This window comes from Methylobacterium sp. B4, from assembly GCF_003201865.1.
Classification (GTDB): domain Bacteria; phylum Pseudomonadota; class Alphaproteobacteria; order Rhizobiales; family Beijerinckiaceae; genus Methylobacterium.
Window position 1 is genome coordinate 41,927 of record NZ_QJJJ01000012.1, and the last position, 19,382, is coordinate 61,308.

The following is a 19,382-nucleotide window of genomic DNA, read 5'->3' on the forward strand; positions in this document are numbered from 1 at the left end:
CCTTTCGGCGGCAGCAACTCTCGCCGAGAGGTCGGTACCCGATGGCTTGCGCCGAGCCTCGCCATGACGGAGCGTGACTCCAAGGCACTCGGACACAGCACGGAGAGTGGAGAAACCCACATGAGCACCATCGACGCGCTGATGCGCTCCGTTTCGGTCATCCCCGTGCTGGTGGTCGAGGACGCCGCCGACGCCGTACCGATCGCCGAGGCGCTGGTGGCCGGCGGCCTCACCGCCCTCGAAGTCACCCTGCGCACCCCCGCGGCGCTCGACGTGATCCGCGCCATGGCCAGCGTCGAGGGTGCGGTGGTCGGCGCCGGCACGGTGCTGAACGCGCGCGACCTCGACGCGGCCATCGGCGCGGGCGCGAAATTCATCGTCAGCCCCGGTCTGACCGCACCGTTGGCGGAGGCGACCATCGCCTCGGGTGTGCCCTACCTGCCGGGTGTCGCGACCTCCGCCGACATCATGCGCGGCCTCGACCACGGCCTCGACCGCTTCAAGTTCTTCCCGGCGGAGGCCGCGGGCGGGCTGAAGGCGCTGAAGGCCCTGGCCGCGCCCTTCGGGGCCGTGCGCTTCTGCCCGACCGGCGGCATCACCGAGGCGAGCGCCGGCGAATGGCTCGCCCACCCCTCCGTGCTCTGTGTCGGCGGCAGCTGGGTGGTGCCTGCGGGCAAACCCGATCCCGCCAGGATCCGCGCGCTTGCCGAAGGCGCCGCCGGCCTGCGCCGGAGGTGAAGGCGCCTCGTTCAGGCATCGCCCGCGGCACGCATCCGGCCCGCGTTTAGGGCCCTGTCAGGTGTCTTAAAACTGCAACATAAATTGCTTTTGTGCCTTGCGCTCGAACGCGCCGATCGCGGGACGGCCGCACCGATTTCAAGGAGTTGATGCGTCTTTTGTAATCAGTCTTGTAATGACTAAAATCTGGCTTTGTTGATACAAAGTCTCCTCAGCTTGATCTTTGATGAACGGCGTCGCCATGCCTGCCGCGACGACCGCAAAGCGTCGTCAATCCCATAAGAAGACGGCGGGCTGGGTGATGATACTGAACGGATATACTGGGCTGCGCTATGCGCTGCTCACGGGCGCAGCGTTGACTTCGACGTTGCCGGTCCAGGCGCAGACGATGGTTCCCGTCATCGGGGAACCTGCCCTGGTTGCCCTGGATGAGCTGCACGTGCAGGGGCAGGGCGTGGGCGGCGGACCATTCCGGGCCGAGCCGCAGGGCGGTGTCACGGTCGGCTATCTGACCAAGGCGACCCGCAGCGCGACGAAGACCGCGACGCCCCTGATCGACACGCCGCAATCCGTCAGCGTCGTCACGCGCGAGCAGATCCTCGATCAGGGCTTCCAGTCGATCGGCGAGGCCCTGCGCTACGTCCCCGGCGTCGTCCAGGCTCAGGGCGAGGGCAACCGGGACGAACTCGTCATTCGCGGCCAGCGCTCGAACGCCGACTTCTTCGTCAACGGCATCCGCGACGACGTGCAGTACTATCGCGACCTCTACAACACCCAGCGCATCGAGGTGCTCAAGGGGCCCAACGCGATGATCTTCGGCCGCGGCGGCGGTGGTGGCGTGGTCAACCGCGTGCTCAAGGAAGCCGACGGGTTGCCGATCCGCGAAGTGGTGGCGCAGGGCGGCCAGTTCGCCAACAAGCGCGTGGCGCTCGATGTCGGGGATCGCGTCTCCGACAGCGTGTTCTTCCGCATGAACGGCGTATTCGAGGATACCGGCACCTACCGCGACTTCGTCGATATCCGCCGCTACGGCGTGAACCCGACGATGACCTTCCTGCTCGGGCCGCAGACGACCTTGCGGTTGTCCTACGAATTCTTCCACGACGACCGCACCACGGATCGCGGCCTCCCCTCGCAGTTCGGCCGGCCCTATCGCTACCGCGAGAACACCTCGACCTATTTCGGCAACCCGTTCCTGTCGCCGACCTACGTCAACGCGCATATCGCGACGGCGCAGCTCGACCACGTCTTCGAGAATGGCGTCGTGATGCGCAGCCAGTCGCGCATCGCCGATTACGAGAAGTTCTACCAGAACGTCTTCCCCGGCGGCGCGGTGAACGCGGCCGGCACGGCCGTCAACATCTCGGCCTACAACAGCCAGACCAACCGGACGAACTACTTCAACCAGACCGACTTCACCTACCAGTTCGTCACGGGGCCCTGGAAGCATACCCTGCTGGGCGGCTTCGAGCTCGGCTACCAGGAAGGCCTGAGCCTGCGCGAGGACGGCTTCTTCGCGACCACCGGCACGCAGACCCTCGTGGTCAACCCGCTCGCGCCGCTGACCCGCGTCGGCGTCACCTTCCGCAACATCGCCAGCGGCGCCAACAGCACCTACGACCTCGGCCTCGCCGCCGCCTATGTGCAGGACCAGATCGAGCTGAACGAGTACGTGCAGTTCATCGGCGGCCTGCGCTACGACCATTTCGACTTCGCGGCGACCGACCGGCGCACCAACGTCACCAATGCCCGCGTGGACGACCTGATCTCGCCGCGGGCCGGCCTCGTCGTGAAGCCGCTGCCGAACCTCGCCTTCTACACGAGCTACAGCATCTCCTACCTGCCCTCCTCGGGCGACCAGTTCAGTGCCCTGACGCCGGGGCTCGTCATCGCCCAACCGGAAAGGTTCGAGAACACGGAAGTCGGCGTGAAGTACGACGTTTCGCCCGTGCTCCAGCTCACCGGTGCGCTGTTCAACCTCGACCGCACCAACCAGCGCCTCGCCGATCCGAACCGGCCAGGCTTCTTCCTGCTCTCGGGCCAGACCAACACGCAGGGCGCGGAGATCGGCGCCAACGGCTACGTCACCGACTGGTGGTCGATCGCGGGCGGCTACGCCTTCACCGACGCGCGCATCACGAACCGTCTCTCGGATACGATCGTTGCCGGAAACTTCGTCGGCCTCGTGCCGCTGAACTCGTTCACCCTGTGGAACAAGTTCGACATCGACCGGCACTTCTCGGTCGGCGTCGGCTTCATCAACCAGTCCCACTCCTTCGCGACTTCGGACAACACGGTTCGGCTTCCGAGCTACTCTCGCTTCGATCTGGGACTGTTCTACAGGATCAGCGAGAATGCGCGCGCGCAGGTCAATATCGAGAACCTGTTCGACCGCAGCTACATCGTCTCGGCGCACAACAACAACAACATCCTGCCCGGCGCTCCCCGAACGGTTCGGGCGCAGGTCATCGTGCGCTGGTAGCGGCGGTCCGCACCGATCCCGCGTCCGGCTGACATCCGGAAGGCGGGATCACACCGCGCGCAACGGCTTCTCCAGAACGCCGATCACGCGGGCGAGGTCGTTGCCGCGCTTCATCACGAGTCCGCTTGCCGCGATCACCGCGTAGGCGCCCTGGCGGTTGGCGAGCTTGGGATCCTTCTCGATCCGGTAGAGCGGCATCTCCGAGGCGCGGCGGTAGATCGAGAACACGGCCTTGTCGCGGCGGAAGTCGAGGGCATAGTCGCGCCACTCGCCCTCGGCGATGCGCCGGCCGTAGAGGTTGAAGATGGTCCGCAGCTCGTCGCGCTGGAAGGCGACCTGCGGCGCGGAGGAGGGCGGGAACGGGATCACCTGCGGCGGCGCTTGAGCATCCCGCTCGCGTGAGCGCTGATCGACGCTCTGTCCTTCGCTCATCGTCGCTCCCGTATCGGTGCCGTCACCCGGCGGCGTGAGGGAGATGATGGGCTCGTGGGCGGGCGCCCGCAAGGTGCTTCGCCGGCCATCCAAGCCGGCGGCGGCCGCGGGCGGCCTGTCCGCCGATGTGCGTCCCCGCACGGTGAGGTGGCAAACATCACGGTCTCGCCGCGATCTCGCCTTGCCAAGGTCACGGCGAAAGGCTTGTACTGTGGCTTGAAACCTCGTCGGCCCGGTTACCGCGGCGGCGCCCGAAACCCGAGCTCCCCAGCCCTCGGGCGGTGCCGTGGACCCGATCGGTCCGACATCCGGAGGTTTCGAGACCCAAGGACTTCAGGCGGCCTCTTCGGAGCGCCGCCCTTTTTTCGTCTCGAAGCCCGGCGGCACCCCCTGATGCCGCTTGGCAGCCGCGCCCGACGGCGCGACAAGCGGCGGCAATGTCCGAGCCCGCCCCTCCCGCGCGCGAAAGCGAGCCACCCGTCTTCGACGACGCCTTTCGCGGGCGTCTGGCCGACCTGCTCGCCTGGCGCCGGGACGTGCGCCGCTTCCGCACCGATCCGCTCGACGAAGCCGTCCTGCGCAACTGCCTGGATCTGGCGGCGCTGGCGCCCTCCGTCGGCAACAGCCAGCCCTGGCGCTTCGTGCGGGTCTCGGACGCCGGTCGGCGCGCGGCCGTGGCCGAGAGCTTCGAGCGCTGCAACCGCGCCGCCTGCGAGACCTATGAGGACGAGCGTCGCACGCTCTACGCCCGGCTCAAGCTCGCGGGCCTGCGCGAGGCGCCGATCCACCTAGCCGTGTTCTGCGATGCCGGCACCGAGACCGGCCACGGCCTCGGCCGGGCGACCATGCCGGAGATGCTGCGCTACTCCGTGGCGGCCTGCGTCCACGCCTTCTGGCTGGCGGCCCGCGCCCACGGGATCGGCGTCGGCTGGGTCTCGATCCTGGAGCCGGCGACGGTAACGGCGCTGCTCGACGTGCCGGAGACCTGGGAGCTCGTGGCCTACCTCTGCGTCGGCCTGCCGGTCGAGGAGCACGCCGACCCGGAACTCGTCCGCCACGGCTGGCAGGAGCGCCGTCCGGACGCCGCCCGTCTGCACGAGCGCTGAGGCGGCGCCCGCCTGTTACTTAAACTTTTCCGGAAATCCCGAGGGCAAGATTCGCCTTGCCGCGAACAGGCCGTGCATGACGCGCGAATTCCGCCCTGCGTAAAGCAGAGCGGAAAGCTGGAACGTTGGATCGTCTTCGTCAGTTGCGCTTCAGCTTGGAAAGGCGATCTTCGATGTTCGGAATAGGGAAGTACAGGGTGCGTCTCGCGGGCGCGCTCACGGCGGTGCTGTGCGCGGCGGGCGCCGCACAGGCGCGGGAGATCGTCCCCTTCGCGGAAGGCATCGGGCCGGGCAGCATCGTGGTGCGCACCGGCGAGCGCCGGCTCTACCTCGTCAACGGCGACGGCACGGCGATCCGCTATCCCGTCGCGGTCGGACGGCCGGGCAAGCAGTGGAGCGGCGCGACGCAGATCGACGGCAAGTACTACCAGCCCGACTGGTCGCCCCCGGCGGAGGTGAAGCGCGACAACCCCCGTTTGCCGAACCTCATCCGCGGCGGCTCGCCAAGCAACCCGATGGGCGTGGCGGCGATGACCCTGCGCGGCGGCGAGTACGCCATCCACGGCACCAACCGGCCGAACTCGATCGGCACCTTCGCCTCGTACGGCTGCATCCGCATGTACAATCAGGACATCGCGGACCTGTTCGAGCGCGTCCCGGTCGGCACGCAGGTCTACGTCACCCGCTGAGGGGCGGTCCTCGTCATCGCGTCGTCGCCTCGCGATGACGGGCGCGATGACGGGGATGTCTCAAAAGTCCGTGTGCAGACGCGTCCCGATGAAGTCTGCCGGGCCGCGGTCGCGGTTGTAGGCCGGGTTCTCGACGTGCTGGTAGTCGAAGGTCATCGTCACCGCCTTCGTCAGGTTCAGCGCGTAGTAGACCTCGACCGCCCGCTCGGGCGCGTAGGTCAGGCGCCCATCGCCGATCAGCAGGCCCAGGCCTCCGTTGGCGAAGTAGTCGCGGTGGGAGGACGAGATGCGATTGGCCGCGGCGCCGAGGCCGATCGTGTCTTGCGGCCGGCCCCAGGCCGTGCCCTTGAGCGACAGGCCGCCCGAGACCGAGCCGTCGATATCGGTGAAGGACAGGCTCTCGTTGCGCCCGTCATTGACGCTTGCCCGGGCAAACAGGCCGAGATCGGGGGTGAGCGCCTGCTCCAGATTGACGTAGACGCCGCTCTTGCGCCGGGGCTCCCGGCTCGCCGCGACGGCGGTGTTGATGTCGGCGAAGGCGCCGGTCTGGGTCAGCGCCACGACCTGCCGGAAATCGGCGGTGTTGCCGACATTCGAGAACAGGCCGAGCCTTAGCTTGCCCGGCTGTTCCAGCACGGGGAGGGCGTAGCGTCCCTCGAACTCGACCACGGCGCCGGCCCGCTCGAAGATGCGCGGGTCGAGCACGTCCGAGGAGGGCTCCTTGGGCACCTGCGTGTAGGCGGCGCGGATCGCGAATTCCGCGCGGTTGTACTCGACCATCAATCCTTGCGTGAAGCCCGGAAGGTTGGCCGGGAAGTCCCAGGCCGCCGAGGCCCATATGCCCCAGTTCATGAAGTCGACCCGCGGGTCGTGGGCGTAGATGTTGCCATCGAAGAAGTCGCCGAGCGCGAACTTGCCGGCGATGACGGTGATGCGCTCGACGTCGCGGGTTCCGGCGATGGAGTTCGGGCCGTCGGGCACTTCCTCGGTCTCGCCGCCCAGGCCGAAGGTCTGGCGCAGGAAGTAGCGGTTGGAGCGCAGCTTCGGGAAGGGCGCGCCCGCCTTCTGCGCCTCGCCGTTGACGAAGCCGGCGACGCCCAAAGTCCGCGAGAGTCCGAAGCCCTGGCTGAATTCCGGGTTGTAGTAGAGCTCGGTGTTCTCGAAGAGCTTCAGGCCGAGGAAGAGCGTCGCCGTGGTCGTCGCCTGCGCTTGGTCCGGCACGAGGCTCTGAGGACCGCGATAGGGCGAGCGGAAGCCGGTCACGCCCTGGTTCACGAAGGTGGTCTGGCCGTGCAGCGAGAAGCGCGCGTCCTTGACCGGCTCGTCCTCGTCGTCCGGCACCAGGGCCAGCGACTCCGGGTGCCAGATCAGCCGAGCCATCATCTGGTTCGAGACGAAGCCGGTCCGAGTCGTCACCGCGCCGCCATCGGCCCCCGGCACGGCACCCAGGCCGAAGCGGCCGCTCTCGCCGAGATCGCTGTAGCGGTAGTCGATTCCGAGCGAGAGATGAGGGTCGACCGCGAACTGCACGCCCGCGCCCAGGGTGAAGCCGAGATAGGACAGGGTGCGGGACGCGGTCGCCGTCGGACCGCCAGCGAGATCGGGATAGGTCGCGAGCACACGCCCGTTGGCCCCGGCAAGCCCGAATGTCGCGTAGATCAGATTGTTGCCGAAGGCGTAGCCGAACCGTCCGCGGGCGGCGCCGAACAGGTCCGTCTTCTCGCGGATCAGGGCGAAGGGCGGGTCGAGCGCCTCGTAGCCGAAGCCGAGCGCGTCGGAGCGGGCGCCGCGCTTGAGGTTCGAGCCGACGAGATCGGCCTCGATTCCGTAGACGAGAGCGCCGTCCTGCCAGGTCCAGCCGGCGAAGGCGCCGCCGACCACCGTGGTGGCGTCGCTGCCGAGATCCCGGCTACCGGTGGCGTCGCCGGTCGAGACGGCGGGCACCCGGCGGGTGCCGATCGTGGTGGGGCCGAAATCGTAATTGCCGAACGAGGCGCCGGCACTGCCCTGTACCCCGGCATAGCCCCCCGACCAATCGAGGAAGCGGGGGCGCGCCGGTGCGAGATCCGCGGCGAGGGCGGCTCCGGCCTGAACGCCGAGAAGTGCGGCGAGACCTGCCGCGGCCGCGCACCGATGCCCGCTCCGTCCCGCCCGCTTGATGAGCACCGCGCCAGCCCCCTGCCGCCACCATTCAGCGGACTAGCAGATGCCGACGCCGCCGCAATGCGCCCGCATCGCGCCGAAGCAAGAGGCTTCGTCACGGTTGCGCGGGCGCCACGGCGGTGACGTTGAACCCGTCACCCCGACAGGAGGATGACGGTGGCGTGCGTGGGGTGGGGAAAGCGGTGCCGAACCCCGTTGCCGCGGGCCGGCGTGGCCCTACTTCAGCGGGGCTTGGACCCCCATCAGGTTCGGCACAGACTTCAGGGCGCGTCCGGCAACGGCGCGCCCTTTTTGCTGCGTGCCGGCGCTTACTGCGCCGGAGCGACCTTGGCCGGAGCCTCCTTAGCCGAAACCTTGGCGGCGGCTTTCGGGGCCGGCTTGGCCGGCGCTTCGACCGGCGCCGCCGCGGCCTGCTGGTTCACGTCCGGCACCCGGGTCCAGGTCTGCGAGCCGCACAGCACCTTGAGCATGCAGCCCTGCACGGCCAGCTCGCTCTCGCTCTCGCGCTCCAGGGTGACCTGATAGATCTTGCCCTCGTCGGCATTGTAGATGTCGCCCGCGAAACCAGCGTCGTCGGGCTTGAGGTTGTCGAGCAGCGTCAGGCCCATGACCGGGCGGGCGCGCTTCTTCGGATCGGGGTTCTTCAGGTCGGTGCGCGGCGTGCCGGAATCATCGGTCGGCGACTTGAGCCACACCACCTTGCCGCAGGCATTGCCGCCGGCCGGACCGCAGCGGTCGATGCGGATCTTGGCGCGGCCGTCCCCGGTGAGCCAGGTTCCGGAAAGATCCTTCGGTGCAGCGATGGCGGCGCTGGAAACCAGAAGGGCGGCGCAGGCGAGGGCGAGACGCATGGAAGGCTCCTGAGGCTGGACCCGGTGACGGGCGAGGGCTTGCGGAGGGGCCGTCCCGGCGGGCCGGGGCGGCGGAACGTCGCTCGAATACGCCCCTGCAATCGGGCGATTTTTCGGCGGTGTTGCGTAGAAGCCATGGCGGAGCCGAAAAACGCCACGCTCTTCATCCGGCTCCCGGTGTTCCCCGGCGTCGGTTGAGGGGGCCCGGCTCCACGGCTATAAGCCCGGCGCGCCGACGGCCTCCCCGGTAGGGTCGAACCCGCCATTCTCAGCGCGTCGCGCGACCCCTTTCTCCAACGACATCGGACCGGACCCATGGCCCTCGAGCGCACCTTCTCCATCCTCAAGCCCGACGCGACCCGCCGCAACATCACCGGCGCCGTCAACGCCGTGATCGAGGCCGCCGGCCTGCGCATCGTCGGCCAGCGCCGCATCCAGATGACCCGGCAGCAGGCCGAGAAGTTCTACGAGGTGCACAAGGAGCGCCCGTTCTACGGCGAGCTCGTCGAGTTCATGACCTCGGGTCCGGTCGTGGTGCAGGTGCTGGAGGGCGAGAACGCCGTGGCCAAGTACCGTGAGGTGATGGGTGCGACGAACCCGGCCCAGGCCGCCGAGGGCACGATCCGCAAGCAGTTCGCGGAGTCGGTCGGCGAGAACACGGTTCACGGCTCCGACAGCGCCGAGAACGCCAAGATCGAGATCGCGCAGTTCTTCACCGACGGCGACATCGCCGCGTAAGCGGAACGCTTGCCGGTTCCGGCTTCGGCCGGGGCCGGCGACGCGCATTCCGGCCCGGTGTGACTCTGCTGCCCTAGCGGCGCAGGGCCTTGCCACCGGAAACAGGGTCCCTCGACGATTTCCCGTCACTCTCGGATCCCGCTTCCATGCGCCTCACGTTTTCGCGCAGCGGCCGCCTGCTCGCCGCGGCCGGCCTCGTTTCCCTGCTGGCCGCCTGCAACTCCGCCGGCAGCACCGCGCAGTACAGCTCGCTCGACGGCTTCGTGCCCGATCCGGCGCTGAAGACCGCCTCCAAGAGCAACCTCACCGGCCGCGTCCGCCACGCCTGCACGGTCACCCAGGCCAAGCTGCAGAAGGTCGAAGAGACGGCGCTCGCCGCGCCGTGCGGCTGCTACGCCGAGCGCACCCTGTCCGCCCTCGACCGGGACGAGGTCGCCTCCTACCGCGCCACCGGCTACTTCAACGACAGCGCCCGCGCCAAGGCGCTGAGCGCGCTGGACAGCTGCAAGCTGCCGCGCCCGGTGGTCTGAAACGGCGTCCGACCGACCTCGTCTCATCAGCGCGCGGCGAAGCCGAGGCGATCCTGAGCGCAAGCCTAGCCGGCATCGTCGCGCCCTGGACTGCTTCGCTCCGCTCGCAGTGACGCGGAAGGGGCCGAAGCCTTCGACCAGACTGCCATGATCTGCGTCGCCGCCGGGCCGAGGCCTGGCGGTGACGGGGGTGCGCTCACAGCTTCTCCACTGGCGCCGGCGCCTTTCCCTCCGCAGGCTTCGGCTTCGGCGGACAGATCTTTTTCAGCACCTGCCACTCCGCCTCGGACAGGATGCCGGGGCCGGCCGGCATCTCGCCCGCCAGCGCCCGGATCCGCGCCGCCCGCTCGGCCGTGAAGGGATGGGAGCGCAGGAACGACGTCGCTCCCGGCTTCTCGTCGTCGGAATCGGTGATGCGCTCCAGGATCGCGGCGAGCGCCCGCCCATCCCCGCCGGCCCGACCGACCGCCGCCACGGCAAAGGCGTCCGCCGCCCGCTCCGCCTCACGCGAATAGCCCGCCGAGATCGCCGCCTGACCGACCGCCACGAGCACGGTCGAGCCCGTGAGATCACCCAGCACGAGACTCAGCAGAAACGAGGTGCCGCCCGCGGTGATGACCGCCCGCATCGGATCGCGGGCGGCGACGTGGCCGAACTCGTGGGCGAGGATGCCGGCGAGTTCGTCCCCGTTCTTCGCCTTGTCCAGGATGTCGGAGAGCAGGATCACCCGGCCGCCCGGCAGGGCGAGCGCGTTGGCGATGGCGTGGCGGCGCACGCTCACCTGCGGGATCGCCGGCAGCGCCATGCCCTCGGTGAGCCGCGCCGTCAGCCGGTCGAGCACGGCGCGCGCCTCCGGCACCTCGCAGCGCGGCGGATTGCCGAGCAGGCCGACGATCTGCCCGTCCACGCCCTTGGCCAAGCGGGCCTCGACCGATTGCGGCACGAGAGGCGCAATCACGCCGGAGGCGGCCGGCACGCCGTAGATGGCCGTGAGCAGGACGGAGATGCCGGCGGCGATCGACCAGAGCACGAGGCGGGTAAGTCCGCCCTGGCGCTCTGTCCGGCCGAGATCCGGGCAGCGTGTGTCGAGCACCTCCGCGAAGTCGGCATCCGCGAACTCCACGCTTTCCGGCCCGGGCGCGTGGAGGATCCGGGTCAGCGGCGGAGCCGCTTCGGACCGGCGCAGATCGAGCAGGCTCCAGTCGCGGCGCACGTCGCCGCCGACGATCTCCAGCCGATGCGTCAGCCGCAGGGTGACCGGATGCGGCCGGGCGCTGAGTCCGTCGAAGAAGGTTCCAGCCGTGGATCGCGCTTCCATCGCCCGGCCTAGAGTCCGATCTCGAGGGCGCCGCCCACGTCGAGCGCATCGGCGAGCCCCTCGTTGAGACCGCTGCCCGGCGGACGCGCCGAGGCCAGCACGGCTTCCAGCGCCGGCAGGTTCTCGATCTGCGTCGTGCTCGCCACCGCGTGCCACAGCCGAACCGTGATGGCGCGGACATAGAGCACGGCCGCGCCGAGCATGGCGCCGAGATAGAGCAGCACGATCGAAACCACGAAGAAGGTCTGCACGCCGGCGTTCGGGTTCTCGGTCGCGAGCAGCGGAACCAGGATGGCGAAGATGATGCCGATCACGATGACGAAGCCGACGACCACCAGCATGTAGAGGATGTAGGGCCAGTAGAACTGGCGAGCCCGCAGCGACGAGGTCAGACGCGCCTCGCCCAGATGCGCCGCGCGCATGAAGGCGCGGGTTTCACGGGCGCGGTAATAAGGGAACAGGATCAGCGCCAGCGGGATCGACACGCTCGCGACCGCCGCGACGATGCCGCTGTAGAGCGCGAGCGGCGTGTCCGCGTAGGCCGGATTGAAGATCAGCTTGCTCTCGCGGCCGGTGGGATCGTCGATCATCAGGTCGACGGGCAGGTCGAAGCCGTTCGCGGCCAGCAGAGCCAGAACGCTAATCAGGATCGGCAGTAGCCCGACGGCGTAGAGCGTCAGCCAAGGCAGCAGGATCGAGCGCCCGGTGGCGGTCGAGTGCATCCGGCTCTGGCCGACGAGCGTGTGGTTGATGCGGTAACGCTCCAGCGAGGCGCGCTGAAAGGGAAAGGTGAGGCCGAAGGTGACGAGGGTGGCGAGCCACCACAGGCTGGCCCGGCCGGCATAGGCGAGCCCCGATCCGTCCTGCGCCAGCCGGATGCCGCGCCAGCGGGTGCGCGAGGCGCGGTAGCGGCGGCCGCGGAACAGAGCGTACTGCCCGAGCACGAACAGGAAAAGAAAGGAGATCGGTGCTGCGAGCGCGGCCAGAACCGGGCTGGTGAAGCTGAGCAGGAAGAGGATGAAGTAGATTGGCACCAGGATGGCGAGCGCCACCAGGAAGCCGAGGAACAACTCCTTGCCGGTTCCGAGATACTCGGCCGGACTGCCGGCCACGAGCGTTCGACTCCAGAAGAAGCGCCGCAGGTTGGTGATGTACCAGAACCGGTAGATCGAGAAGGTGACCAGCGAGAGCAGGAAGCCTTTGACGACGATGCCCGTCAGCCCGTGCGCCCGTCGATCGAAGGCGATCACACCGGTTTGCGCCGGAGCCGGGCTCGGCACAGCTTCGTACTGATTCATGCTTGGGGTCCCCTCCGACGCGGGAGGAGACTAGAACCCTGTCTGGTTGCAGTGCAATCGCCGCTGCCTCTGACAGTCGCTCGCGGGCTTCCTGCCGGTGGATAGGGGCGGCGCGGTGATAGGCTTAATTTCACGTGAAAACGACGGGGCCCGCCATGTCTCGCGCTGGCACGGCTTGGACATGATCCGGACTGGCCCAGCCGATCATACCGAACCCGTCGGTTGGAGGACGGACCCACGCCCTGAGTCGGCTGGGCTCGCGCCAGACAGGGATATCAGGGCCTGAAACGAAACGAGCGGGCCAAGGCCCGCTCGTTTGTCCGTCTTGCTGAAAGCCGCCTCAGCAGCAGCGGAAGCCCGATGTGTTGCCGACCCCGAAGCGGGCGTTCTCGCGATTGCGAAAGAACTCACGCTCCGTCATCGGCGCCTGGTCTGGATGGGTCTTCTGGATGTGGGCGACATAGGTGCCGTAATCGCCCTGACCCACCATCAGACGCGCGCCGTCGCAGACGCACTTGTTGAAGGCCCGGAGGCGATCACGAAAGTTGAGCGACGGCGCTGCAGTGCTCGACATGAGGCAACCTTACTCTGCGGGTGCGAGCTTCGGGTCGGCTTCGAGAGCGGTCCAGCGGTCGGCGCGGTAGGCCTTCACGCAGGCCATCACGCCGAACACCACGATCGCGATCACGAGGCCGACGAAGAACACGGCGAGCGCCGCATCGATGCGGTCGTTGAAGACGATCTTGTGCATGTCGTCCATGCTCTTGGCCGGCCCGAGCACCTTGCCCTCGGCGATCGCCGCCGAGAAGCGGTCGGCATGGCTGAGGAAGCCGATCTTCGGGTCGGGCGAGAAGATCTTCTGCCAGCCGGCGGTCAGGGTGCAGATGCAGAGCCAGACCGTCGGGATGATCGTGATGAAGGCGTAGCGCTCGCGCTTCATCTTGAAGATCACCACCGTCGCGAGCGTCAGCGCCACCGCCGCGAGCATCTGGTTCGAGATGCCGAACAAGGGCCACAGGGTGTAGATGCCGCCAAGGGGGTCCGTGACGCCCTGGTAGAGGAAGTAGCCCCAGGCTCCCACGCAGAGGGCGGTCGCCACCACGCTCGGTCCCCAGGACGACGTGTCCTTGAAGGTCGGTGAGATCAGGCCGAGCAGATCCTGCAGCATGAAGCGGCCGGCGCGCGTGCCCGCATCCACCGCGGTGAGGATGAAGAGCGCCTCGAACAGGATGGCGAAGTGGTACCAGAAGGCCATCATCGCCTTGCCGCCGATGGCCGAAGAGATGATGTGGGCCATGCCGACCGCCAGCGTCGGGGCGCCGCCGGTACGCGAGATGATCGAGTGCTCGCCCACGTCCTTCGCGGTCTGGGCGATCACGTCCGCGCCGATCGGGAAGCCGAGTTTGGTCACGGCCGCCGCCGCCGTTTCCGGCGAGGTGCCGAGCAGGGCGCCGGGCGAGTTCATGGTGAAGTAGATGCCCGGATCGATCACGCTCGCGGCGACCAGCGCCATGATCGCGACGAAGCTCTCCATCAGCATGCCGCCGTAGCCGATGAAGCGGGTGTCCATCTCGTTGTCGACGAGCTTCGGCGTCGTGCCCGACGAGATCAGCGCGTGGAAGCCCGAGACCGCACCGCAGGCGATGGTGATGAACAGGAACGGGAAGAGCGAGCCTGCCCAGACCGGGCCGGTGCCGTCGACGAACTTCGTGGTGGCCGGCATCTGCATGTGCGGAGCGACGACGACGATGCCGAGCGCGAGGCCGACGATGGTGCCGATCTTGAGGAAGGTCGAGAGGTAGTCGCGCGGGGCCAGCAGCAGCCACACGGGCAGGATCGCGGCGACGAAGCCGTAGCCGATCAGCATCCAGGTCAGCTGGGTACCGGTGAAGGTGAAGGCCGGACCCCAGGTCGGGTGCTCGTTGATCTGACCGCCGCCGAGGATCGCGGCCATGAGCAGGACGAAGCCGATGATCGAGACCTCGCCGATCTTGCCCGGCCGGATGTAGCGCGCGTAGAGGCCCATCAGGATCGCGATCGGGATCGTGGCCGCCACCGTGAAGGTGCCCCAGGGGCTCTCGGCCAGCGCCTTGACCACGATCATCGCCAGAACGGCGAGCAGGATCACCATGATCATGAAGGTGCCGAACAGCGCGATCACGCCGGGGATCACGCCGAGCTCGGCCCGGATCAGCTCACCGAGCGAGCGCCCGTCGCGGCGCATCGAGATGAACAGGATCATGAAGTCCTGCACCGCGCCCGCGAGCACGACGCCCGCCAGGATCCAGAGCATGCCGGGCAGGTAGCCCATCTGCGCGGCGAGCACAGGACCGACGAGCGGGCCCGCGCCGGCGATGGCGGCGAAGTGGTGGCCGAACAGAACGGTCTTGTTGGTGGGAACGTAGTCGAGGCCGTCATTGTGACGGTGGGCGGGGGTCTCGCGCTTCGGATCGAGGCGCATGACGTTGTTTGAGATATAGAGGGAGTAGTAGCGGTAGCCGATCAGGTAGACGCAGACCGCGGCTACGACGACCCACAACGCGTTGATCGATTCGCCGCGTTCCGTGGCGACGACCGCCAGCGCAGCGGCCCCCAACGCCCCGACCAGGGCCCAGGGCCCGTGTTTTTGTAATGCGCCCATGCGACGCCTCGCTCCGTAATCAGCCGCATTCTTGATGCAGGCGGCTTTCGCGGATCTGTTTGGCGCAATTTTTCCGGCGAGGCCAGTCGCGGGAACCACACAGCCGCCGGCTCTATCAGAGATCGTGGTGACATCTGCCGACCAGCGTCACTGGAACGTTGGGATCAATCGAGGACGATCACCCGGTTCGGGAGTTCGTTGTCGCTGCGACGTCCCGGCAACGCGGTCGCGAGGACGGCTCCGACACGCTCCACGGTTGTGACCAGGCCATCGCCCAGAGCGTGGCGCCCCGCGGCGGCGAGGAGTTCGGAGACGATGGCGCGCCATTGCGTTTCCTCCACACGGACCCGAACGCCCTTGTCCGCGACGATTTCGGCGTAGCGCTCGGCGAGTGCGACGTAGATCAGCACGCCCGTGCGCCCCCGCGTTCCGGTCAGGCCGTGAGCGAAGAACTCGCGGCGGGCGGCGGCGTGGGCGCGCTCCCGCCGCCACCGGCGCGGGGTGAGGGCGACCCGCAGGCGCGGATTCAGGGAGAGCAAGAGCGTGCCGAGCACGAGGCCCGCCTGTGCGAGCGCGATCTCCCCGGCATTGAGCTCGGTGAGCAGGATCAGCGGCCAGGGCAGGGCGAGCCCGAGCGCCAGCGCGAGCGCGAGGCCGGGCGAGCGGTAGAGTCCGGCGCTGGCGGCCACGAGCACCACGATCTCGCCGGTCGTGCCGGCTTCCGCGCGACCGATCGCGGTGGCGATCCGCTCCCGCTCGGCGTCTGTGAGGATGGTCTGGCTACCAGTCACCGGACGCACCTCCACCGCCGAACGAGCCGCCCCCGCCCGAGAATCCTCCCCCGCCGCCATCCGAGAAGCCGCCGCTCCAGCCGCCGGAGGACCCCGGAATGACGACGAAGCCGCCCCCACCGCCGCGGCCCCCGCGCCCACCGCCGCTCAGACGGGTCAGGACGATCACGAGCACCACGATGACGACGATCCAGAAGATTACCGTGACGGGATCGACCGCATCCTCCCGCACGGGAGCGCGGCGCTGCCACTCGTCGGCATCGCCCGCGAGGATGGGCAGGATCGCATCCACGCCCGCCTCGACCCCGCCGGAGAAGTCGCCCTGCCGGAAGCGCGGGGTGATCGCGGTGGTGATGATGGTCTTGGACAGGGCGTCGGTGAGCGCGCCTTCGAGGCCGTAGCCGACCTCGATGCGGACCTTGCGCTCCGTGGGCGCGACCAGCAGCAGGACGCCGTTGCTGGTCTTCTTCTGGCCGATGCCCCAGGCCCGGGCGAGGCGGTTGGCGTAGTCCTCGACCGTCAGGTCTTGGAGGCTCGGAACGGTGGCGACGACGAGCTGGTCGCCGGTCCTGTCCTCGTGGGTTTTGATCTTGCCGTCGACGCGCGCGCGCGCCTCCGGCGAGAGGATGCCCGCCGCATCCACGACGCGGCCCGTGAGCTTCGGGAAGTCGGGATCGGCGGCGAGGGCAAGCCCGGCGAAGATCAGCAGGGCGAGCGGAAGCGCCGCGAGCCAGCCGATCGCGCGGGCAACGCTTCCGTTCGGACGGCGTGTCACCGGAGCGGGGACCGGACCAGCCGGGGCCTAGAACTTCACGCTCGGCGCGCGCTCCGAGCCCGGCGTGGAGGTGAAGGTCTCCATCGGCTTGGCCTCGGGGTAGAACCACGCGGCGATCCAGCGGCCGGGGATGGTGCGGATCTCGGTGTTGTAGGCCTGGACGGTCTGGATGTAGTCGCGCCGCGCCACCGCGATGCGGTTCTCCGTGCCTTCCAGCTGCGATTGAAGCGCCAGGAAGTTCTGGTTCGACTTCAGGTCGGGATAGGCCTCGACGGAGGCGAGCAGCCGCCCGAGCGCGCCTGACAGCTGGTTCTGCGCGTCCTGGAACTGCTTGAACTTTTCGGGGTCGCTCACCGTGGAGGCATCGACCTGGATGCTGGTCGCCTTGGCGCGGGCCTCCGTCACCCGGGTCAGAGTCTCCTGCTCCTGCTTGGCGTAGCCCTTCACGGTCTCAACGAGGTTGGGGATCAGGTCGGCTCGGCGCTGGTACTGATTCTGCACCTCGCTCCAGGCGGATTTCGCCTGCTCCTCCAGGCTCGGCACCCGGTTGATCGCCCCGCAGCCCGAGAGGCAGGTCGCCAGCCACAAGGCGGCCAGGGCGGAGACGATCCGGCCGAGCACCGAGCTGCGGGCTGGCGCCGCGGGGCTGAAGGAGAGGGACATGATGGTGGATCTCCTGGATCAGCTTGGCGGTGAGGCTGCAGAGGGAGATAGGCGCACATCCTCCCGAGAGAAGGGTGCCCACGAGCGCTCGGACGTGCGATCTGTCGTTTTGAGACGAGGCGCCTCGGCCAATCTGGCCGCAACACGAGTTCGCCGGCTTTCTCAAATGAGTGCGAGGACAGGAGCGTCCTCGTCGTCACGGCTTGGCCCAGCCTTGATTTGCCTTACGGGTTTAAGGAAGACTGACCAGTGGCAGAGATGCGCGAGCTCACGGTATGTAGCCAGGAAGGCATGAAATGACGTTGCCTCGCTGCTCAACGCTGTTCGGAGAAGCGCACATCGTTTCGGAAAATCCCTCGGCACGAGTGTACGACGAGTGTTTTTTCCGCCCGATGTCGAAAAATGTTTTTCTGGATCAAGACAATGATTGGGGGTTATACGCTGCTGACGGGCGTCTAATTGAGGAGGCTGCCTACCGGCGGGGGGCTTCAGGCGCATTGGTTGGGCAAAGCGAATTCCACAGTCATGATACGGCTGTCGAGCATGGTCCCGAGGACTGTGTCTACTTCGGTCCGATCATCCCCCATTTCGGACATTTCCTCGTAACGTCTCTGGCGCGACTCTGGTTGGTGTCTGAGCAGGTCAAATTGGGAAAGAAGCTACTTGCTCACAGTGACCATTCCCCGGCGGATCACTTCGCGAATCGTTATATGGGGCCCTTGCTCACCGCAGCCGGCCTTTCGGAAGCTGATTTTGCCTCTCCTTCCGTGCCATCGCGGTGCAAAAACGTTTTGGTTCCCTCGGCAGCTTTCGTTGAGCAGCACCTAGCGCATCCGGCCTATCTTCCCGCGATGCATGGCATCGGACGGAAGCTCTTAGGTGGTGTTGTGCCCACCAGACTCGATCGTTCGGTATATTTGTCGAAATCGCAGTTGCCGGCCGGGTCTGTTGCCTTCATCACGAACGAAGGAGAGCTCGAAAAACGGCTGTCCGATCGCGGATTTGACATTGTTTACCCAGAGCAACTTTCTCTACCCGAGCAAATTTCGCTATTTTACAAGTATAAATCAGTTTTAGGTTTTGTTGGATCTGCTTTTCATGCGCATATATTTTGTGAAAATCCGCCATCTGTATTTGGCCTTACGCTTGAATCATATGTCAATTCGAACATGATCCTCCTCGATAAGCTGAACCGGGTGGATGCAACTTATTTCGACGCATCGCAATACCTCATTGAGGTGCAAAAATCTGGCTATTTGAAATCGCGTCAGATCAATGACGTCGATGTACTGGCGCAAAAACTAAGTGCTGCGGTCGGCGGCAGTCCAAGCGTGGCGTCTTCCGGTCGTTCATCGTCGAATCCAAAATTCAGCGAAGAGGGCTCGAGTATGTCTTTATATTCTTATTTTCTAGACAATAAAGGCCGACCGATCCACAAGAGTGGGCATTACTTCTTTGCCTATGAACGACATTTCGCAAAATACAAGGATCGTCCCTGCACATTCCTCGAAATCGGAGCCGGAAACGGCGGTTCTTCGCAGATGTGGAAACGGTGGTTTGGGCCACACGCACGTATCGTGACAATCGACATCAATCCCGTTTGCTTGCAGTACGGAGATGAGCAAGTCGAAGTAAGGATCGGCGATCAATCTGATCCTCACTTCCTACAGTCCCTTCTCGATGAGTTCGGCGCATTCGATGCGGTCTTGGATGACGGAAGTCATCACATGGATCATGTGCCGGCAACGTTTGAATTCCTCTATCCCCGTATCGCGCCGAGCGGCGTATACATGATAGAAGATATGCACACGGCGTACTGGGCGAACTATGGTGGCGGGCTAGGTGCCTCGAACTCGATGGTCGAGAAGTTTAAGCACATGATAGACAAACTTAATGCGGACCACGTGCATGACGGGAGTCTTGTAGCCGACGCCTTCACGAAATCAACTATAGCGATGACCGCCTACGATAGTATTCTTGTTTTTGAAAAGACGCCATACGCGAACAAGATCATGAGAATCGTCGGCGACGAGAATCTGCGCGTCAACTACTAAGAGCCATTGCCGGGCGCTAGGGCCACATGAGGGACCGCCGACCGGTCAGGCTTGCGGAGGGCAGGGGGTTTAGTGCCAAGCCGTACGGACCCGACCGATGGTCGACTTCGATG

General features: G+C 66.8%; 17 protein-coding genes. 7 read left to right on the forward strand and 10 right to left on the reverse strand.

Annotated features, from left to right (window positions below):
* Positions 1-120: 120 nt before the first annotated feature.
* Positions 121-738: a bifunctional 4-hydroxy-2-oxoglutarate aldolase/2-dehydro-3-deoxy-phosphogluconate aldolase gene (eda, locus tag BY998_RS15480; RefSeq protein WP_110352506.1), complete on the forward strand. Its 618-nt coding sequence runs from the start codon at positions 121-123 to the stop codon at positions 736-738.
* A 301-nt stretch (positions 739-1,039) separates the two neighbouring features.
* Positions 1,040-3,220 (forward strand): TonB-dependent siderophore receptor, encoded by a 2,181-nt coding sequence (locus tag BY998_RS15485; protein ID WP_110352588.1) that lies wholly within the window; start codon positions 1,040-1,042, stop codon positions 3,218-3,220.
* Positions 3,221-3,268: 48 nt separating this feature from the next.
* On the opposite strand, the gene BY998_RS15490 is transcribed toward BY998_RS15485, so the two are convergent.
* Positions 3,269-3,652 (reverse strand): DUF2794 domain-containing protein, encoded by a 384-nt coding sequence (locus BY998_RS15490; protein ID WP_110352589.1) that lies wholly within the window; start codon positions 3,650-3,652, stop codon positions 3,269-3,271.
* Positions 3,653-4,089: 437 nt separating this feature from the next.
* On the opposite strand from BY998_RS15490, the gene bluB reads away from it, so the two are divergent.
* Both bluB and BY998_RS15500 read left to right on the forward strand, forming a co-directional pair.
* Positions 4,090-4,758 (forward strand): 5,6-dimethylbenzimidazole synthase, encoded by a 669-nt coding sequence (gene bluB / locus BY998_RS15495; protein WP_110352507.1) that lies wholly within the window; start codon positions 4,090-4,092, stop codon positions 4,756-4,758.
* Between the two features lie 173 nt (positions 4,759-4,931).
* Positions 4,932-5,447, forward strand: coding sequence for a L,D-transpeptidase (locus BY998_RS15500; protein WP_110352508.1), 516 nt, complete (start codon positions 4,932-4,934; stop codon positions 5,445-5,447).
* A 60-nt stretch (positions 5,448-5,507) separates the two neighbouring features.
* Here BY998_RS15500 and BY998_RS15505 read toward each other — a convergent pair whose 3' ends face one another.
* The gene (locus BY998_RS15505) at positions 5,508-7,613 is read right to left on the reverse strand and encodes a carbohydrate porin (protein WP_110352509.1); all 2,106 of its coding nucleotides are present in this window, start codon (positions 7,611-7,613) and stop codon (positions 5,508-5,510) included.
* 305 nt (positions 7,614-7,918) lie between these two features.
* A complete protein-coding gene (locus BY998_RS15510; RefSeq protein WP_110352510.1) occupies positions 7,919-8,461 on the reverse strand; it encodes a DUF2147 domain-containing protein in 543 nt (180 codons plus the stop codon).
* A gap of 315 nt (positions 8,462-8,776) precedes the next feature.
* On the opposite strand from BY998_RS15510, the gene ndk reads away from it, so the two are divergent.
* The gene (ndk, locus tag BY998_RS15515; RefSeq protein WP_110352511.1) at positions 8,777-9,199 is read left to right on the forward strand and encodes a nucleoside-diphosphate kinase; all 423 of its coding nucleotides are present in this window, start codon (positions 8,777-8,779) and stop codon (positions 9,197-9,199) included.
* A 146-nt stretch (positions 9,200-9,345) separates the two neighbouring features.
* Positions 9,346-9,729, forward strand: a complete 384-nt coding sequence (locus tag BY998_RS15520; protein ID WP_110352512.1) for a hypothetical protein — start codon at positions 9,346-9,348, stop codon at positions 9,727-9,729.
* A 196-nt stretch (positions 9,730-9,925) separates the two neighbouring features.
* On the opposite strand, the gene BY998_RS15525 is transcribed toward BY998_RS15520, so the two are convergent.
* The 7 genes from BY998_RS15525 to BY998_RS15555 form a co-directional block, all read right to left on the reverse strand.
* Positions 9,926-11,047: a M48 family metallopeptidase gene (locus BY998_RS15525; RefSeq protein WP_110352513.1), complete on the reverse strand. Its 1,122-nt coding sequence runs from the start codon at positions 11,045-11,047 to the stop codon at positions 9,926-9,928.
* A gap of 8 nt (positions 11,048-11,055) precedes the next feature.
* Positions 11,056-12,345 carry a YjgN family protein gene (locus tag BY998_RS15530; protein WP_110352514.1) on the reverse strand — a complete coding sequence of 430 codons (1,290 nt, stop codon included), beginning with the start codon at positions 12,343-12,345 and terminating at the stop codon, positions 11,056-11,058.
* 340 nt (positions 12,346-12,685) lie between these two features.
* A complete protein-coding gene (locus tag BY998_RS15535; protein ID WP_110352515.1) occupies positions 12,686-12,919 on the reverse strand; it encodes a YbdD/YjiX family protein in 234 nt (77 codons plus the stop codon).
* A gap of 9 nt (positions 12,920-12,928) precedes the next feature.
* Complete coding sequence (locus tag BY998_RS15540) at positions 12,929-14,986, reverse strand: carbon starvation CstA family protein (RefSeq protein WP_110352516.1); 2,058 nt, start codon at positions 14,984-14,986, stop codon at positions 12,929-12,931.
* Positions 14,987-15,150: 164 nt separating this feature from the next.
* Entirely contained in the window at positions 15,151-15,777 is a 627-nt protein-coding gene (locus tag BY998_RS15545; RefSeq protein WP_110352590.1) for a hypothetical protein, read from the reverse strand.
* Positions 15,767-16,552 carry a TPM domain-containing protein gene (locus BY998_RS15550; protein WP_110352517.1) on the reverse strand — a complete coding sequence of 262 codons (786 nt, stop codon included), beginning with the start codon at positions 16,550-16,552 and terminating at the stop codon, positions 15,767-15,769. The genes BY998_RS15545 and BY998_RS15550 overlap by 11 nt, the downstream gene beginning before the upstream one ends.
* Before the next feature lie 27 nt (positions 16,553-16,579).
* A complete protein-coding gene (locus tag BY998_RS15555; protein WP_110352518.1) occupies positions 16,580-17,215 on the reverse strand; it encodes a LemA family protein in 636 nt (211 codons plus the stop codon).
* A 296-nt stretch (positions 17,216-17,511) separates the two neighbouring features.
* On the opposite strand from BY998_RS15555, the gene BY998_RS15560 reads away from it, so the two are divergent.
* The gene (locus BY998_RS15560) at positions 17,512-19,269 is read left to right on the forward strand and encodes a glycosyltransferase 61 family protein (RefSeq protein ID WP_110352519.1); all 1,758 of its coding nucleotides are present in this window, start codon (positions 17,512-17,514) and stop codon (positions 19,267-19,269) included.
* The last annotated feature ends 113 nt before the right edge of the window (positions 19,270-19,382 follow it).

Excerpts from the sequence above, each read along its gene's own strand:
- BY998_RS15490 (WP_110352589.1), bottom strand. The coding sequence starts at position 3,652 with ATGAGCGAAGGACAGAGCGTCGATCAGCGCTCACGCGAGCGGGATGCT.
- BY998_RS15530 (WP_110352514.1), bottom strand. The coding sequence starts at position 12,345 with ATGAATCAGTACGAAGCTGTGCCGAGCCCGGCTCCGGCGCAAACCGGT.
- BY998_RS15485 (WP_110352588.1), top strand. The coding sequence starts at position 1,040 with ATGATACTGAACGGATATACTGGGCTGCGCTATGCGCTGCTCACGGGC.
- BY998_RS15555 (WP_110352518.1), bottom strand. The coding sequence starts at position 17,215 with ATGTCCCTCTCCTTCAGCCCCGCGGCGCCAGCCCGCAGCTCGGTGCTC.
- BY998_RS15500 (WP_110352508.1), top strand. The coding sequence starts at position 4,932 with ATGTTCGGAATAGGGAAGTACAGGGTGCGTCTCGCGGGCGCGCTCACG.
- eda (WP_110352506.1), top strand. The coding sequence starts at position 121 with ATGAGCACCATCGACGCGCTGATGCGCTCCGTTTCGGTCATCCCCGTG.
- ndk (WP_110352511.1), top strand. The coding sequence starts at position 8,777 with ATGGCCCTCGAGCGCACCTTCTCCATCCTCAAGCCCGACGCGACCCGC.
- bluB (WP_110352507.1), top strand. The coding sequence starts at position 4,090 with ATGTCCGAGCCCGCCCCTCCCGCGCGCGAAAGCGAGCCACCCGTCTTC.
- BY998_RS15535 (WP_110352515.1), bottom strand. The coding sequence starts at position 12,919 with ATGTCGAGCACTGCAGCGCCGTCGCTCAACTTTCGTGATCGCCTCCGG.
- BY998_RS15540 (WP_110352516.1), bottom strand. The coding sequence starts at position 14,986 with ATGGGCGCATTACAAAAACACGGGCCCTGGGCCCTGGTCGGGGCGTTG.
- BY998_RS15525 (WP_110352513.1), bottom strand. The coding sequence starts at position 11,047 with ATGGAAGCGCGATCCACGGCTGGAACCTTCTTCGACGGACTCAGCGCC.
- BY998_RS15520 (WP_110352512.1), top strand. The coding sequence starts at position 9,346 with ATGCGCCTCACGTTTTCGCGCAGCGGCCGCCTGCTCGCCGCGGCCGGC.
- BY998_RS15560 (WP_110352519.1), top strand. The coding sequence starts at position 17,512 with ATGACGTTGCCTCGCTGCTCAACGCTGTTCGGAGAAGCGCACATCGTT.
- BY998_RS15510 (WP_110352510.1), bottom strand. The coding sequence starts at position 8,461 with ATGCGTCTCGCCCTCGCCTGCGCCGCCCTTCTGGTTTCCAGCGCCGCC.